The organism is Agromyces larvae, assembly GCF_022811705.1.
GTDB lineage: Bacteria > Actinomycetota > Actinomycetes > Actinomycetales > Microbacteriaceae > Agromyces > Agromyces larvae.
In genome coordinates this window covers 3,815,054-3,829,807 of record NZ_CP094528.1, presented here as the reverse complement: position 1 = coordinate 3,829,807, position 14,754 = coordinate 3,815,054, and the positions used below count along the sequence as shown (strand labels likewise).

Below are 14,754 nucleotides of genomic sequence, written 5' to 3'. Positions count from 1 at the left end.
GGACGAGCAACCTGGCGCGCACCTTCTTCCGTCGGGGCGCGCACTGACGCCGAAACATGGATTGGGTCGTCGGCCGACGTGAGCTATCATCCCTTTCAACCGTCAGGACCAGAGTCGCAACGCGGCCTTGCCGAAGGCATCTCCCCCGATGTTCGACTGACGGCTATTAGGCGAGACCGCTGCATCGCTCCCGAAGTGCCGATCACTCCACGGTCACGGGTCATCGCCGGGAGGGACATATGGCCGAGCCGTCGAGCGGACCCGCCGCTCAACGCACCTGGTGGAGGGGAATCCGACCGCGCCTGATCGGCGTGCTCCTCATCCCCATGGTCGCCGCCCTCGCGTTGGGCGCACTTCGTGTGGAGGCCGCCGTCGCCGAGAGCCAAGCAGCGTCGCGCGCCGAGAGTCTCGCGAACATCCTCCCCGACAGCTTCCGCCTCGCGATTCGTCTCACCGTGGAGCGGGATTCCGCGAACACCGGGATCTCGGGTTCGGCTCGCGAGGGCATCAGGGTCGCCACCGATCGAGCGATCGAGAGTTGGCGCGACAGCGCCGCCGCGGTCGACGACTCCCAGGATCAAGCCCTCCACGACGACCTGGATTGGGTGGGCGGCCTGCTGACTCACCTCGACGCCGTCCGGACCGACATCGACGAGCCGAGGACCCGGAATGGTGCGGCCGGGACGTACACGGAGATGATCAACACGTTGCTCGGCCTCGGCGCGCGGCTTCCGGCGCTCGACGATCCGTCGATCTATCGGCAGGCCGACGCGCTCGCCGAGGTCCGGACGGCCTCCGAGGTGCTGGGATCGCTGCGCGTGGTGGTCGCCGAGGCGCTCACGACCGGTCAACTCGACGCGCAAGGGCTGATCCAGCTCGCCGCCGACCAGGGCGTGTGGGATCGCGCGAGCGAAGAGTTCATCGCGGGGAGCTCCCCGGTGGCGGCCGAGCAGTTCGAGACCCTCACCGACCGCGGCCGCGGGTCCCAGATGACTCCGCTGCACGTGATGGATCAGATGCTCCAGGCCGGCGGATTGGAGGGTGTCGATGTCACCATCGAAGAGTGGCTGAAGCTGTACTCCGACTTCGTCGGCGAGATGGAGGCGGTGATCGTCCAGGCCGCCGATGACCTCGCGGCCGATGTCAGCGACCTCAGGCAGTCGGCCCAGCTGACCGCGTACCTGACCGCGGGGGTCGTCCTGCTGGTGCTGCTCGTCGCGTTCGCGCTCACGGTGCTCGCGTCCCGGTCGATCCTGACGCCGCTGGTCGCCCTCCGTCAGGCTGCGCTGAAGATCGCCCACGAGACACTGCCGGAACGCGTCCGGCGGATCGAGAGCGGCGACGGCGAGGTCGACACCTCGGTCGAGCCGATCCCCGTCGGTCGGCACGATGAGATCGGCGAAGTGGCCGAAGCCTTCGACGAGATCCACGCCGAGGCGGTGCGCCTGGCCGGTGAGCAGGCCCTGATGCGCGCGAACGTCAACCGGATGTTCGTCAACCTCTCACGCCGCAGCCAGAACCTGGTGGAGCGGCAGTTGCGGCTGATCGACGACCTCGAGGCGAGCGAACAGGATCCGGAGCAGCTCGCGAACCTGTTCCAGCTCGACAATCTGGCCACCCGCATGCGGCGCAACGACGAGAGCCTGCTGGTCCTGGCCGGCGGTGACACCGGTCAGTCGGCACGCGGCAACGTGCGGGTGCTCGACGTCCTGCGTGCCGCTTCGTCCGAGATCGAGCAGTTCGCCCGCGTCGAGATCGACTCGTCCGAGCTGGCCGAGCTGCGCGGCGCCGTCGCCGGCGACCTGGTCCACCTGCTCGCCGAGCTGATCGAGAACGCGGCGAACTTCTCGCCGCCCGACTCTCCGGTCGTGGTCCGCACGCTGCCGCGCACGGTGGACGCGCCGCTGATCATCGAGATCCAGGACCTCGGCATCGGGATGACCCCCGACGAGCTGTTCGCGGCCAACACCAAGCTGCAGACCACCGGAGGGCTCGACGCGGACGTCGCACGCATGATGGGCCTGGTCGTGACCGCCCGCCTCGCGGATCGCCACCGCATGTCGGTCGCGCTGCGGACCGGCCTGCCGAACGGAGTCGTCGCTCGCGTCGAGGTTCCGCTGACCGCTCTGGCGGTGCACGGCACGAAGCCGATTCCGATCGTCTCGTCGGCGACCGCGGAGGCCGCGGACGCCCCCGCCCCCGCGTTCGCCGCGCCCGATCCGGCTCCGCCCGAGATCGCGTCCGCACAGCCTGGTTCCACCTTCGAGGAGTTCGAGGAGACGCCGATCTTCGCCGCACTGCAGTCCGAGTGGTTCAACCGTCGGATGCCGCTGGTCACCTCCGGCCAAGAGGCGAGCAGCCAGCACGACCCGTCCACTGCCGTGCCCGCCCCCTCGTCGAGCTGGTCCTCGCCGGGCGACGACGGCTGGAAGCGCGCGGCAGAGGTGGCTCAGCGCCCACGGGAGCCCGAACTCGTGACCGCCGGCGGGCTTCCCAAGCGCGTGCCCGGGCAGAACCTCGTGCCGGGCGCGGCCCCGGTGGCCCGGCAGCCGAGTCCGCAACCCCCGACCATCACGGTCGACGAGCGCCGCAGCGGCGCTCTGTCGAGCTTCCAGCGCGGGGTGAGCCGCGCGCGGGGCGGCGCGGCGACCGATGCGTTCCGATTCGAGAGATGGGAAGACGAGTGACGACCGCTCCGGCGAACCTCGATTGGCTGGTCGACAGCCTGACTCAGCGCACACCCGACGTCGCCCACGCCATCCTGGTGTCGGCCGACGGACTCCCGATGGCCCGTTCCGCCGGCTTCCCCCCCGACCGGGCCGACCAGCTCGCCGCGATCACCTCGGGGCTGACCAGTCTCACGCAGGGCGCCGCGCGCGCGCTCGGCGCCGGCCAGGTCCATCAGATGGTCGTCGAGATGGACGGCGGATACCTCGTGGTGATGTCGGTCGGCGAGGGGTCGAGCCTTGCGGCGTTGGCCGCCCCGCAGTGCGATCTGGGCCAGGTGGGCTACCAGATGCAGCTGCTGATCGCCCGCGTCGCGACCGCGCTGACGCCCGAGATCCGGACCGCGGCCCGGTCCGCCTTCTGACCGGCACCGTTGTCTGAGGAACCATCGTGAGTACCCCCGACCCCGGTCCATCGCAACTGGTCAGACCCTACGCGCTGACCCGCGGACGCACCGCGCCCACGCGTGACTACCCGCTGGAAGCGCTCGTCCGCACGCACCTCCCGGTGCTCGATGACTCAGGTCTCTCGCCCGAGGAGCGGTCGATCATCGATCTGTGCCGCCAGAGCCGCTCGGTCGCCGAAGTCGCCGCGCTCGTACGCATCCCGCTCGGCGTCGCGCGGATCCTCATCGGCGACCTCGTCGATCGTGGCGTCGTGAGCGTGCACGTGCAGACAGAATCCGATTCCGCCCCTGACGCGACGCTCCTGGAGCGGGTGCTCAGCGGGCTGCGCAAACTGTGAGGAGAAAGCAGAGCTCGTGAGCACCGACACCAGCCAGGCGACCATTTCGGCGAAGATCGTCATCGCCGGAGGATTCGGCGTGGGCAAGACGACCCTCGTCGGCTCGGTTTCCGAGATCGACCCGCTCACCACCGAAGCGGTGATGACGTCGGCGAGCCTCGGCGTCGACGACCTCTCCGCGGTGCCCGACAAGACCACGACCACGGTCGCGATGGACTTCGGTCGCATCTCGCTGGACTCGGACCTGATCCTCTACCTGTTCGGCACTCCCGGTCAGGACCGCTTCTGGTTCATGTGGGACGACCTGACGCAGGGTGCGATCGGCGCCGTGGTGCTGATCGACACGCGCCGCCTGGCCGACTCGTTCGCCGCGATCGACTACTTCGAGTCTCGCAATACGCCGTTCATCGTCGCCCACAACGTGTTCGGAGCCGACCAGAACTACACGGCCGATCAGATTCGCGAGGCGCTTTCGCTGCGGCCCGAGGTGCCCATCGTCGCGTGCGACGCCCGCGATCGGGAATCGACCAAGGCGACCCTGATCAGCCTCGTCGAGCACGTCCTGTCGCACATCGGCACCGTGGCACCTGGGAGGGCGTAGCGCGAACGGGTGGAGCGGTGCCTCGGGAGACCGGATGGCACCCCGGCGACGCTTGCCGTCGATCGCGCGATTCCGACGGCGATCCGCGAGCTCAGGATGTCGGAGTCGAGTCTCGGCAGGGGATGCAGATTCCGTTGGCCCAGATGGAATCCACTCCACTCGGCCCGAATCTGCGGGCCAGTTCCCCTCCACAATCGGAGGACCGTTTGCGTTGCCCCCCAACTCCTCGGATGCCGCGATCAGAACTCCATCTGGGCCGAGATACTCGCCGAATGGGAATCCGCTACTACGCATACGCCTTCGACCCGAGTCTCACGAAGCAGGCTCACTGCAGCCGGAACGGCCTACCGCATGTTCGAGGGGAACGTCACGATGCACGAGCTGGGTTGGGACTCGTGGGTGAGGACGATCCGCCCGGAGGAAGTGCCGGTCATCCGTGATGCTCTGTGCGCGATCGACGAATCCCGTGTGCGCGCCTGGGCGGTCGACTGGCGCCGCCCGCACGGAGCGGACGGTGACGACGACCTCCGCTACGTGCTCGACTATCTGAGGCAGGCACAGGAGTTCGTCGAATCGCTCGCACGCGACGGCCGTGGAATGGTCTACCTCATCGGATGACTCCGCGGTTGCGCGCGTGCGGCAATATGCACTTTCCGCATATTGCTCTCGGCCTCGACCTCTTCATCGCGGAAGACGTTGCGGATGTGCCGCGAGACGCCGGATCGGTCGATGCCGAAGAGTCCCTCGATCTGCGCCCGCGAGGCCCACACCGTCTCGCCCTCTGCGCGCAGTTCGAGCGAGACCAGCCCATCACCATCCGGGCGATCTCGGCGTTCAGTTCGACGATGTCGATCGTCTCGCGGGTGTCCTCCTGCTCGACGTACGACGAGACGGCGATGTTGTAGCCGTTCGCCGCAAGGTCCTCGTTCGACACCAACTTCGCGAAGTGGTCGGCATCTTCCCGAGCGGCGAAGGCGTCGAGGATCGTCTGCTGCGAAGCATCCGTCAGCTTCTTCTTGTTGCCGAACCTCTGGAACTGAGCGGATGCGTCGATGAACAACCCCGCATCGTCGGCCTTCGACTTCTCCAGCACGATGATGCAGTTCGCGATCGTCGCGCCGAAGAACAGGTCGGGCGGCAACTGGATGACCGCGTCGACGTAGTTGTTGTCGTGTCGTGGTTGGCCGATTCCCAGCCCTACACCGGTCTCGCCAGCCGACCGGGCACGGCAGAATGGGCGGATGCGAGTCGGCGTCTACATCGACGGGTTCAACCTCTACTACGGCGCTCGCGGGTTGTGCGGGCGATCGACTCCCGGATGGCGCTGGCTGGATCTTCGCCTACTCGCCAGAGGACTCATCGCCCGGCAATCGAGTTGGACTGACGCCGAAGTCGACCGAGTCGTGTACTGCACGGCCCGCATCAGCGGCGCCTCGAATCAGAGCGGCCAGCGCGACCAGGACGTCTACATTCGGGCGCTGCGAGCCGCGGGGAGCGTGGACGAGGTCGCACTCGGCAACTACGTGACCAGGGTAGGGACGGCGCCGCTCGCAACAGCCGACGCGAAGTCGCGACCGGTGCTGGCCCATCCGGCCTGGCCGTTGATGGTGCAGAACGACGACGGCACCTCCAACTCCGGCGCGGTGTTCATGGCCTCGGTCGCCCGCCGGGAGGAGAAGGGTTCCGACGTGAACGTCGCCTCCCATCTGCTGCTCGACGTGCTCGAAGGACGCGTCGATGCAGCGATCGTCATCAGCAACGACAGCGACCTCGCATTCCCGGTCGCCGAAGCGCGAAAGCGAGTGCCGGTCGGACTCGTGAACCCGACGAAGGGCTACCGGGCCGGCAAGCTCGGCGGAAGCGTCGCCGACGGCGTCGGATCGCACTGGTGGTACCAACTCACCGCGGACGACCTCAAGTCGGCGCAGCTCCCCGCAGCGATCGACCGGATCACTCGGCCCGTAGGCTGGTAATCCGCCCTTCGGCGTCTGCTAGCCTTGAGACATACCACTCGGCCCCTCTGGGGCCGAGTTTTTTCTTTGCCCCGGGCCTGTGAACCGACGTGCCGAGCCCCTCACTCACTGGGCAAATCGACGATCGGCGCACGCTCGCTTCGAACCCCGAATCCCTCCTTGCCGAGCACGCGTCTGCGTCGGCTGTGCATCCGTCCGAGCAAAGGCACGTTCAGGTCGCGGAAGTCGTGTACGACAGCAGGCATCCCACCCTCGTCGCCGCGCGTGACGCGACCGACCTGTTGGATCACCCGTCCCTTGAACGACACCGGAACGGCGAGGAACAGCGTGTCGAGCACGGGGAGATCGATGCCTTCGCCGGCGATCTTGTCGATGGCGATCAGGATGAACGGTTCGCCGGATGCCTCGAGTTCTGCGAGGCACGACCGAGCCGCCTTCCGTTCCGCGGGGGCGAGTCTGCCGTGGAGTCGCAGCACCGCGACATCCGTCCGCGCGGCGATCCCCGCGGCGAGCAGACGACGAATCCCGTGTGCGCGCCTGGGCGGTCGACTGGCGCCGCCCGCACGGAGCGGACGGTGACGACGACCTCCGCTACGTACTCGACTATCTGAGGCAGGCACAGGAGTTCGTCGAATCGCTCGCACGCGACGGCCGTGGAATGGTCTACCTCATCGGATGACTCCGCGGTCGCGCGCGTTCGCGCGTTGGGGAGATGCCGCAGGGTGCGTGGATGAAGTCACACCCGGCAACTACGTGACCCGGGTGGGGACTCAGCCCTGTCGGGCGAGGACCGTCAGTGGACTCCTAGAAGTCCCAGTCCTCGTCCTCGGTGTTGACCGCCTTGCCGATCACGTACGACGAGCCCGACCCCGAGAAGAAGTCGTGGTTCTCGTCGGCATTCGGCGAGAGCGCCGAGAGGATCGCGGGGTTCACGTCGGTGACGGTCTTCGGGAACATCGGCTCGTAGCCGAGGTTCATGAGGGCCTTGTTCGCGTTGTAGTGCAGGAACTTCTTGACGTCCTCGGTGAGGCCGACGCCGTCGTAGAGGTCCTGCGTGTACTGCACCTCGTTGTCGTAGAGCTCGTACAGCAGCGAGAAGGTGTAGTCCTTCAGCTCGTCGCGCTTGGCCTGGTCGACGAGCTCGAGACCCTTCTGGAACTTGTAGCCGATGTAGTACCCGTGCACGGCCTCGTCGCGGATGATGAGGCGGATAAGGTCGGCCGTGTTGGTCAGCTTGGCTCGCGACGACCAGTACATGGGCAGGTAGAAGCCCGAGTAGAACAGGAACGACTCGAGCAGCGTCGAGGCGACCTTGCGCTTCAGGGGCTCGTCGCCGCGGTAGTACTCCATGACGATCTCGGCCTTGCGCTGCAGGTTCTCGTTCTCGACGCTCCAGCGGAACGCGTCGTCGATCTCCTTCGTCGAGCACAGCGTCGAGAAGATCGACGAGTAGCTCTTCGCGTGCACCGACTCCATGAACGCGATGTTCGTGTACACCGCCTCTTCGTGCGGGGTGAGCGAGTCGGGGATGAGCGAGACCGCGCCGACCGTGCCCTGGATGGTGTCCAGCAGCGTGAGCCCGGTGAACACCCGCATGGTGAGCGTCTGCTCGTCAGGGGTCAGCGTGTTCCACGACTGCACGTCGTTCGACAGCGGCACCTTCTCGGGCAGCCAGAAGTTGCCGACCAGGCGGTTCCAGACCTCGAGGTCCTTGTCGTCCTGGATACGGTTCCAGTTGATGGCGTTGACGTGGTCGACCAGCTTCAGCTTGCCGCCCGTGTGCGCGGGGTCGTTCGTGGCCGAGTTGACCGGATCGGTGAGAGTCATGTCAGTTCCTTCTACGGATGTCTCGTGGATTCGCTTCGACGAGCTCAGCGAGCGGTCGGGGTCACAGCGTGCAGCTGACGCAGAGATCCAGCTCGGTGCCCTCGAGCGCCATCTGCCGCAGGCGGATGTAGTAGATGGTCTTGATGCCCTTCTTCCACGCGTAGATCTGGGCCTTGTTGATGTCGCGCGTCGTCGCCGTGTCCTTGAAGAAGAGCGTGAGCGAGAGGCCCTGGTCGACGTGCTGCGTCGCCGCCGCGTAGGTGTCGATGACCTTCTCGTAGCCGATCTCGTACGCGTCCTGGTAGTACTCCAGGTTGTCGTTCGTCATGAACGCCGCCGGGTAGTAGACGCGGCCGAGCTTGCCTTCCTTGCGGATCTCGATCTTCGAGGCGATCGGGTGGATCGACGCGGTCGAGTTGTTGATGTACGAGATCGATCCGGTGGGCGGCACGGCCTGCAGGTTCTGGTTGTAGATGCCGTGCTCCTTGACGGATGCCTCGAGCTCGCGCCAGTCCTCCTGCGTCGGGATGTGCACGCCGGATGCCTCGAACAGCTGCGCCACGCGCTCGGTCGCCGGCACCCACTCCTGGTCGGTGTACTTGCGGAAGAACTCGCCCGACGCGTACTTCGAGTCCTCGAAGCCTTCGAAGGTCTCGCCGCGCTCGATCGCGATCTTGTTCGACGCGCGCAGCGCGTGGAACAGCACCGTGTAGAAGTAGATGTTCGTGAAGTCGACGCCCTCGTCGCTGCCGTAGAAGATGCGCTCGCGGGCGAGGTAACCGTGCAGGTTCATCTGGCCGAGGCCGATGGCGTGCGACTTGTCGTTGCCGTCTTCGATCGACCGCACCGATGCGATGTGCGACATGTTCGACACCGCGGTGAGGCCGCGGATCGCGGTCTCGACGGTCTGGCCGAAGTCGGGGCCGTCCATCGTGAGCGCGATGTTCAGCGAGCCCAGGTTGCAGCTGATGTCCTTGCCGATCTGCTGGTAGCTGAGGTCTTCGTTGTAGGTCGTCGGGGTGTTGACCTGCAGGATCTCGCTGCACAGGTTCGACATGTTGATGCGGCCCTTGATCGGGTTCGCCTTGTTCACCGTGTCCTCGAACACGATGTACGGGTATCCGCTCTCGAACTGGATCTCGGCGAGGGTCTGGAAGAACTCGCGCGCGTTGATCTTCGTCTTCTTGATGCGCGCGTCGTTCACCATGTCGCGGTAGTGCTCGGTGATCGGCACGTCGCCGAACGGCTTGCCGTAGACGCGCTCGACGTCGTACGGGCTGAAGAGGTACATGTCCTCGTTGTTCTTCGCGAGCTCGAACGTGATGTCGGGCACGACGACGCCGAGCGAGAGCGTCTTGATGCGGATCTTCTCGTCGGCGTTCTCGCGCTTGGTGTCGAGGAACCGCATGATGTCGGGGTGGTGCGCCGACAGGTACACGGCGCCGGCGCCCTGACGCGCGCCGAGCTGGTTGGCGTAGCTGAACGAGTCCTCCAGCAGCTTCATCACGGGGATGATGCCGCTCGACTGGTTCTCGATCTGCTTGATCGGCGCGCCCGACTCGCGGATGTTCGACAGCAGCAGCGCCACGCCGCCGCCGCGCTTGGAGAGCTGCAGCGCCGAGTTGATGCCGCGCGCGATCGACTCCATGTTGTCTTCGATGCGCAGCAGGAAGCACGAGACGAGTTCGCCACGCTGCGCCTTGCCCGTGTTGAGGAACGTCGGGGTCGCGGGCTGGAAGCGCCCGGCGATGATCTCTTCCACCAGGGCGGTCGCGAGCTGCTCATCGCCCTGCGCGAGCCCGAGCGCGGTCATCACGACCCGGTCTTCGAACCGCTCGAGGTACCGCTTGCCGTCGAACGTCTTCAGCGTGTAGCTCGTGTAGTACTTGAACGCGCCGAGGAACGTCTCGAAGCGGAACTTCTTCGAGTACGCGAGATCGTTGAGCTGCTGGATGAAGTCGAACGAGTACTGCTCGAGCACCTGGGGCTCGTAGTACTCCTTCTCGACGAGGTAGTCGAGGCGCTCCTTCAGCGAGTGGAAGAAGACCGTGTTCTGGTTGACGTGCTGGAGGAAGTACTCGCGCGCAGCCTCTTTGTCTTTGTCGAACTGGATCTTGCCGTCGGCGTCGTAGAGGTTCAGCATCGCGTTCAGCGAGTGGTAGTCCATGCCACTCGAGATGCGCGGTGCGTCGATCACCGCGAGGCCGTCGGTTGCGCGTGTCGAGACCGCTGTGCCTGTCGTAGCCAAAATGCGTCCAATCCCTCATCGACGGCGCGAACGTCGTCTGGTGTTCCGAAGAGTTCGAATCTGTACAGGTGGGGAACGCCGGTCTTGGCGGCGACGATGTCGCCGGCCAGGCCGTAGGCGCTGCCGAAGTTGGTGTTGCCCGCGCTGATCACGCCGCGGATGAGCTTGCGGTTGTCTGGGTCGTTGAGGAACCGGATGACCTGCTTCGGCACCGCACCCTTGCCGTCGCCCCCGCCGTAGGTCGGCAGCAGCAGCACGTAGGGCTCGTGCACGACGAGCGGCTCATCCTTCGCGTAGAGCGGGATGCGCAGCGCAGGCCGACCGAGCTTCTCGATGAACCGCTGCGTGTTCTCCGAGACGCTCGAGAAGTAGACGAGATCCGTCATGATGACTCCCGGTCGCTGAGCCTGTCGAAGCCCGCTGAGCCTGTCGAAGCCCGCTGAGCCTGTCGAAGCCCGCTGAGCCTGTCGAAGCCCGCTGAGCCTGTCGAAGCCCGCTGAGCCTGTCGAAGCGAGACCCCTTCGACGAGCTCAGGGAGCTCAGTTCGACGAGCTCGGGGACCCTACGCCAAGCGCGAGGCCAGCTCGGCGATCTTGTCGGGGCGGAAGCCCGACCAGTGGTCTTCGTCGGTGATGACCACCGGAGCCTGCTGATACCCGAGCTCTTTCACCTGCGCGAGCGCGGTCTCTTCGACCGTGAGGTCGACCACCTCGTACTCGATGCCCTTGCTGTCGAGGGCCCGGTAGGTGGCATTGCACTGCACGCAGGAAGGCTTGGTGTAGACCGTGACCGTCATGGTTCCCCTCGTCGTTCTCATGGCTCCTGGAGGAGCCGAAATCCCCCGGTGGTGCTGCGGCGTTTGCCGCTCTTCAATACTACATCTTGTGTTCGGCGGATGGAACGACCCCAAGATGCTGTAGTTACATTCCTGTAGTTTTCCACCGCGTTCTCCACCGTTCATCCCCAGACGGATGCCCCGGTGATCCGCGGATTCGTGCGCCCGGCCCCTGGGTTATCCACAGTGGGATGATTCGTGGAATCGATCTGCTGTGGACGGATGCCTCGGCGTGTCGCGTGCACGACATCTGGGGAACCCCGCGGGCCCGAACCCTACATATGGTGTTGTGCCGCCAATGCTGCCACCACCCGCCGACATCGCCCGGGCGGGCGTCGCGTGTCGCCGCGAGGGCTGCCGCGGAGCATCCGATCGCCCTACGCTGGAACCCGGGCGGGCACGATCGGGGGCGACGATGGCCGAGGCAGCGACGACGAACTTCGCGACCAGTGCCGACGGCACGCGCATCGCGTTCGATCGCGAGGGCGCCGGCCCTCCGGTGGTGCTCATCGGCGGCGCGATGCAGTACCGCGCGCCCGGTTCGCCGACGGCCGAACTCGCCCGGCACCTCGCCTCGCACGGCTTCGAGGTCGTCGAGTACGACCGCCGGGGTCGCGGCGACAGCCCCGCCGACCCACCCATCACGCTCGCGCAGACGCTCGACGATCTGGCCGCGGTCATCGGCGAGCTCACCGAGGGCGCCGACGACGCGGTCGCGCTCTTCGGCAACTCGTCGGGTGGGGCGATCGCGATCGCGGCCGCCGCCGCGGGTCTGCCGATCTCGCGGATCGTGGTGTTCGAGGTCCCGCTCGGCGAGGAGCTCGGTACGAACGCCGCCGAGGAGCTCGCCGCGCTGCGCACGGCACTCGACGAGGGCGGCAGCGAGGCCGGCATCGCGCAGTTCATGTCGGGCATGCCGCCCGAGTGGCTCGAGCACCTGCGGAACAGCCCCGAGTGGGAGCGCGCCCGCTCGATCGGCCCGAGCCTCGTGCCCGACCTCGAAGCGCTCGCCTGGACCCAATCGACCGCGCGCAGCGCGCTCTGGGCCGGCATCGCGCAGCCGGTGCTCGCGCTCGTCGGATCCGAGGCGTTCCCGATCATGCGCGACGCGGCCGACTCGATGGTCGCGAACCTCTCGCACGCCGAGCAGCGCGTGATCGAGGCATCCGATCACCGCTGGGAACCGAGGGTGCTCGCGCTCGCGATCGCCGGATTCCTCGTCGACGGCGCGCGGTAGCGCGACCGCGCCGCGAGCCGGCATCGCGACGCGCACTCGCGTCGGGCAACGCCAATACACTCGACGGATGCCCCGCGAACGCCGCAACCCGCCGAAGCCGGTCGGCGGCGGACAGGTCGCCGCCTGGATCGTCGCGATGTCGGTCACCGCGCTGATCTCGCTGCTCACCGTGGTGGGCGGGCTCGCCATGGCGTTCGGCTACACCGAACGCACCACCGCGACCATCGTCGCGCAGTACGTCGGCGGCGGCTCGCGCGCGATCGACACGTGCGTGCTCACCCTGGACTACACGACCGGCGGGATCGCGCACCGCGAGAACGCCGGCGTCGCCTGGCTCGCCTGCCCCGAACAGTACGTCACGGGCGGAACCGTCGAAGTGCGGATCGATCCGACCCGACCGGATGCGCCCCTCGTGGCCGGCGCAGAGGTCCACGTGTTCGTCCGCGATACGTCGATGGCGGTGCTGCTGGGCATCGTGCCGACCCTCGTCGTGTGGATGTTCGGCATCGGCGCGATCCGCCGACGCAAGGCGGAGCGCGCCGCGCTCAGCCGGGCGGGCTGAGCAGGTACCAGAAACGGATCGCCTCGTCGCCCCCCGGCCCCGGCTCGAGGCTGACCTGCACCGAGGTCGTCACCTCGCCGGATGCGCCGTTGAACCCGGTGCGGTCGCGCACCCCGCCGGCGCGTTCGGGCGCCAGGGCCGCGGGCAGCTCGTCCTCCGCCCACGTCTCGATGCGAGCCTCGTCGAGACCGAGCACCGGCGCATCGGCGAGCAGCCGGGCCTCGGATGCCTCGCCGCCCGACTCGGTCGCGAACAGGTTCAGGCGGGTGAGCCGGCCGGCCGCCACCTCGATCGTCATCTCGTCGGCGGTCGAGTGCCAGACCCCGGCCGGCAGGGTGATCGCCACGTCGATCGACCGATCGAGCGGCACCACCGTCATGCCCTCCTCCGCGCCGATCGCAGCGGCCAGAACCGGCGCCGTCAGATCCCAGTCCAGCTCGGCTCCCGCCTGGAGGGCGGTGAGCGTGGCCGGCGCGCCGGGATCGGGCGGGGCATCCGTCGACGTCGTCGCGGTGGGAGGATCGCCGCCGAACCCGACGACGCATCCGGCGAGCGCGGGCGCGACGACGGCGACCACGGCGGCGGCGGTCACGAACCGCGCTCGACGCGAACGGGCGGCGCCGACCGGCGGGGCCGGCCGCCGACGGGAGCCAGGGCGCATCCGTCCATGATGGCAGTCCCCGGCCGACCCGCCCGCTCCGCGGATCCGACGAGGGCGACGCCGAGCAGACCGAGGGCGGCGATCGCCGGCGCCGGCGCGAACCCGACGACGAGCGCCATCCCGACTCCCAGGATGCCGGCGACCACCGCCGCCCCGGCGGGCAGGTGAGGCATCCATGACGGGCGCCGCACCCTGCTTCCCCGCTCGAATCGCGCGAACACGCGCACGAGGCCGGCCGTCACGACTGCCGCGGTGACCAGCCAGAGGGGCCGGGTCTGCCACCACGCCGCAGTCAGCGGCTCGGGCAGGCCGAACCCGACCACGCCGTGCAGCACGAGCAGGATCGCGGCGAGACCCACGAACGCCGGCAGATGCCACAGGTAGAGGGTCATCCCCCACTCCCCGAACCGGGCGACGAGCCGCGAGAGCACGGGCCGGGCCGCCCAGCGCCGCAACGCCGCGCGCGCCAGCGAGAACAGCATGAGCTGCACGACGCCGAGCACCACGAGGACGAGCGTCGGCGGATTCAGGTTCGCGAACAGGTCGGGCGAGTACGGCCCGGCGAGGGTCAGCAGGGCCAGGGCCCCGAGCGCCGACGCCGCGATCCACCGCCGCGACCGCGCCGCGACCCGGTCGACGGATCCGTCGGCGAGGTGGAAGCCGAGCTGCTGCATGAGCAGCCACACGAAGAGCAGGTTCGCGAAGCCGACCGCTTCCACGCCCGTCGACGCGCGAAGCACGTCGACGGCGACGACCGCGACCGCGAGGCCGGCGAGCGCAACGCGGGGCATCCGTTCGTGCAGCCGCACCATCGCCGGCACGAGCGCCGTGCAGGCGAGGTAGACCGCCAGGAACCAGAGGGGCTGCCCGATCCGGAAGGATGCCGTCGCGACGACGTCGGGCGCGACGCCCGCGAGCGCGAGGGCGGCGAGGGCCGCGCCGACCACCGCGATGAGCGCGATCGCCGGGCGCACCAGCCGTGCGATCCGGCCGCGCACGAACTCGGTCGCCGTGCCGCCGCGAGCGCGGGTGCGCTGCCACGACGTCCATCCGGCGTAGCCGCCGACCACGAAGAAGAGCGGCATGATCTGCACCACCCAGGTCGCGGGCGCGAACCACGCCCACCCCTCGAGCGCGTTCTCCAGCACCGGGCCGTCGGGCCCCATGCTCACGCCGACCATGAGGGCGTGCAGCACGAACACGACGACGAGGCACGCTGCGCGCACCAGGTCGATCGCCCCGTCGCGCGTCGGGGCGGGCGTTGGAGCGGGCGCCGCCGGAGCGGGCGCCGGGGCGGGACCCGCCGCCGCGGCGGGTCGGTCAGCGGTCAGGGTCATGT

Annotated in this window: 16 protein-coding genes; 8 read left to right on the top strand and 8 right to left on the bottom strand. The window is 68.0% G+C overall.

The genetic code is table 11. The annotated features are described in order from the left end of the window. The first annotated feature begins 311 nt into the window (after positions 1–311). The 5 genes from MTO99_RS18110 (at position 312) to MTO99_RS18090 (ending at position 4,690) form a co-directional block, all read left to right on the top strand. On the top strand, positions 312–2,687 hold the full coding sequence (locus tag MTO99_RS18110) for a sensor histidine kinase (protein WP_243555574.1): 2,376 nt from the start codon (positions 312–314) through the stop codon (positions 2,685–2,687). Continuing rightward, positions 2,672–3,091, top strand: a complete 420-nt coding sequence (locus MTO99_RS18105; RefSeq protein WP_243555573.1) for a roadblock/LC7 domain-containing protein — start codon at positions 2,672–2,674, stop codon at positions 3,089–3,091. The genes MTO99_RS18110 and MTO99_RS18105 overlap by 16 nt, the downstream gene beginning before the upstream one ends. Positions 3,092–3,117: 26 nt before the next feature. After that, on the top strand, positions 3,118–3,471 hold the full coding sequence (locus tag MTO99_RS18100; protein ID WP_243555572.1) for a DUF742 domain-containing protein: 354 nt from the start codon (positions 3,118–3,120) through the stop codon (positions 3,469–3,471). Positions 3,472–3,487: 16 nt separating this feature from the next. After that, entirely contained in the window at positions 3,488–4,072 is a 585-nt protein-coding gene (locus MTO99_RS18095; protein WP_243555571.1) for a GTP-binding protein, read from the top strand. Positions 4,073–4,444: 372 nt separating this feature from the next. After that, entirely contained in the window at positions 4,445–4,690 is a 246-nt protein-coding gene (locus MTO99_RS18090) for a YfbM family protein (protein ID WP_243555570.1), read from the top strand. Here the strand turns inward: MTO99_RS18090 and MTO99_RS18085 are convergent. Continuing rightward, a complete protein-coding gene (locus MTO99_RS18085; RefSeq protein ID WP_256461055.1) occupies positions 4,680–5,261 on the bottom strand; it encodes an N-6 DNA methylase in 582 nt (193 codons plus the stop codon). The two genes, MTO99_RS18090 and MTO99_RS18085, sit on opposite strands and share 11 nt — an antisense overlap. 52 nt (positions 5,262–5,313) lie before the next feature. Here MTO99_RS18085 and MTO99_RS18080 point away from each other — a divergent pair, with 52 nt between their 5' ends. Beyond that, the gene (locus MTO99_RS18080; protein WP_243555568.1) at positions 5,314–6,045 is read left to right on the top strand and encodes an NYN domain-containing protein; all 732 of its coding nucleotides are present in this window, start codon (positions 5,314–5,316) and stop codon (positions 6,043–6,045) included. A gap of 101 nt (positions 6,046–6,146) precedes the next feature. On the opposite strand, the gene MTO99_RS18075 is transcribed toward MTO99_RS18080, so the two are convergent. The 5 genes from MTO99_RS18075 to nrdH form a co-directional block, all read right to left on the bottom strand. Further along, entirely contained in the window at positions 6,147–6,665 is a 519-nt protein-coding gene (locus tag MTO99_RS18075) for a helicase-related protein (RefSeq protein WP_243555567.1), read from the bottom strand. Positions 6,666–6,849: 184 nt separating this feature from the next. Next, positions 6,850–7,872 carry a class 1b ribonucleoside-diphosphate reductase subunit beta gene (gene nrdF / locus MTO99_RS18070; RefSeq protein ID WP_243555566.1) on the bottom strand — a complete coding sequence of 341 codons (1,023 nt, stop codon included), beginning with the start codon at positions 7,870–7,872 and terminating at the stop codon, positions 6,850–6,852. Positions 7,873–7,933: 61 nt separating this feature from the next. After that, positions 7,934–10,039: a class 1b ribonucleoside-diphosphate reductase subunit alpha gene (nrdE, locus tag MTO99_RS18065; protein WP_243559183.1), complete on the bottom strand. Its 2,106-nt coding sequence runs from the start codon at positions 10,037–10,039 to the stop codon at positions 7,934–7,936. A gap of 26 nt (positions 10,040–10,065) precedes the next feature. Continuing rightward, positions 10,066–10,506 carry a class Ib ribonucleoside-diphosphate reductase assembly flavoprotein NrdI gene (gene nrdI / locus MTO99_RS18060; protein WP_243555565.1) on the bottom strand — a complete coding sequence of 147 codons (441 nt, stop codon included), beginning with the start codon at positions 10,504–10,506 and terminating at the stop codon, positions 10,066–10,068. 176 nt (positions 10,507–10,682) lie between these two features. Next, complete coding sequence (gene nrdH, locus MTO99_RS18055) at positions 10,683–10,916, bottom strand: glutaredoxin-like protein NrdH (protein ID WP_243555564.1); 234 nt, start codon at positions 10,914–10,916, stop codon at positions 10,683–10,685. A 454-nt stretch (positions 10,917–11,370) separates the two neighbouring features. Here nrdH and MTO99_RS18050 point away from each other — a divergent pair, with 454 nt between their 5' ends. Together MTO99_RS18050 and MTO99_RS18045 are read left to right on the top strand one after the other, a co-directional pair. Beyond that, positions 11,371–12,192, top strand: a complete 822-nt coding sequence (locus MTO99_RS18050) for an alpha/beta fold hydrolase (RefSeq protein ID WP_243555563.1) — start codon at positions 11,371–11,373, stop codon at positions 12,190–12,192. A gap of 67 nt (positions 12,193–12,259) precedes the next feature. After that, a complete protein-coding gene (locus MTO99_RS18045; RefSeq protein ID WP_243555562.1) occupies positions 12,260–12,754 on the top strand; it encodes a hypothetical protein in 495 nt (164 codons plus the stop codon). Here MTO99_RS18045 and MTO99_RS18040 read toward each other — a convergent pair. Together MTO99_RS18040 and MTO99_RS18035 are read right to left on the bottom strand one after the other, a co-directional pair. Further along, complete coding sequence (locus MTO99_RS18040) at positions 12,738–13,346, bottom strand: hypothetical protein (protein ID WP_243555561.1); 609 nt, start codon at positions 13,344–13,346, stop codon at positions 12,738–12,740. The two genes, MTO99_RS18045 and MTO99_RS18040, sit on opposite strands and share 17 nt — an antisense overlap. Next, complete coding sequence (locus MTO99_RS18035; RefSeq protein ID WP_243555560.1) at positions 13,343–14,752, bottom strand: acyltransferase family protein; 1,410 nt, start codon at positions 14,750–14,752, stop codon at positions 13,343–13,345. Before MTO99_RS18035 ends, MTO99_RS18040 begins: the two co-directional genes overlap by 4 nt. Positions 14,753–14,754 lie beyond the last annotated feature (2 nt).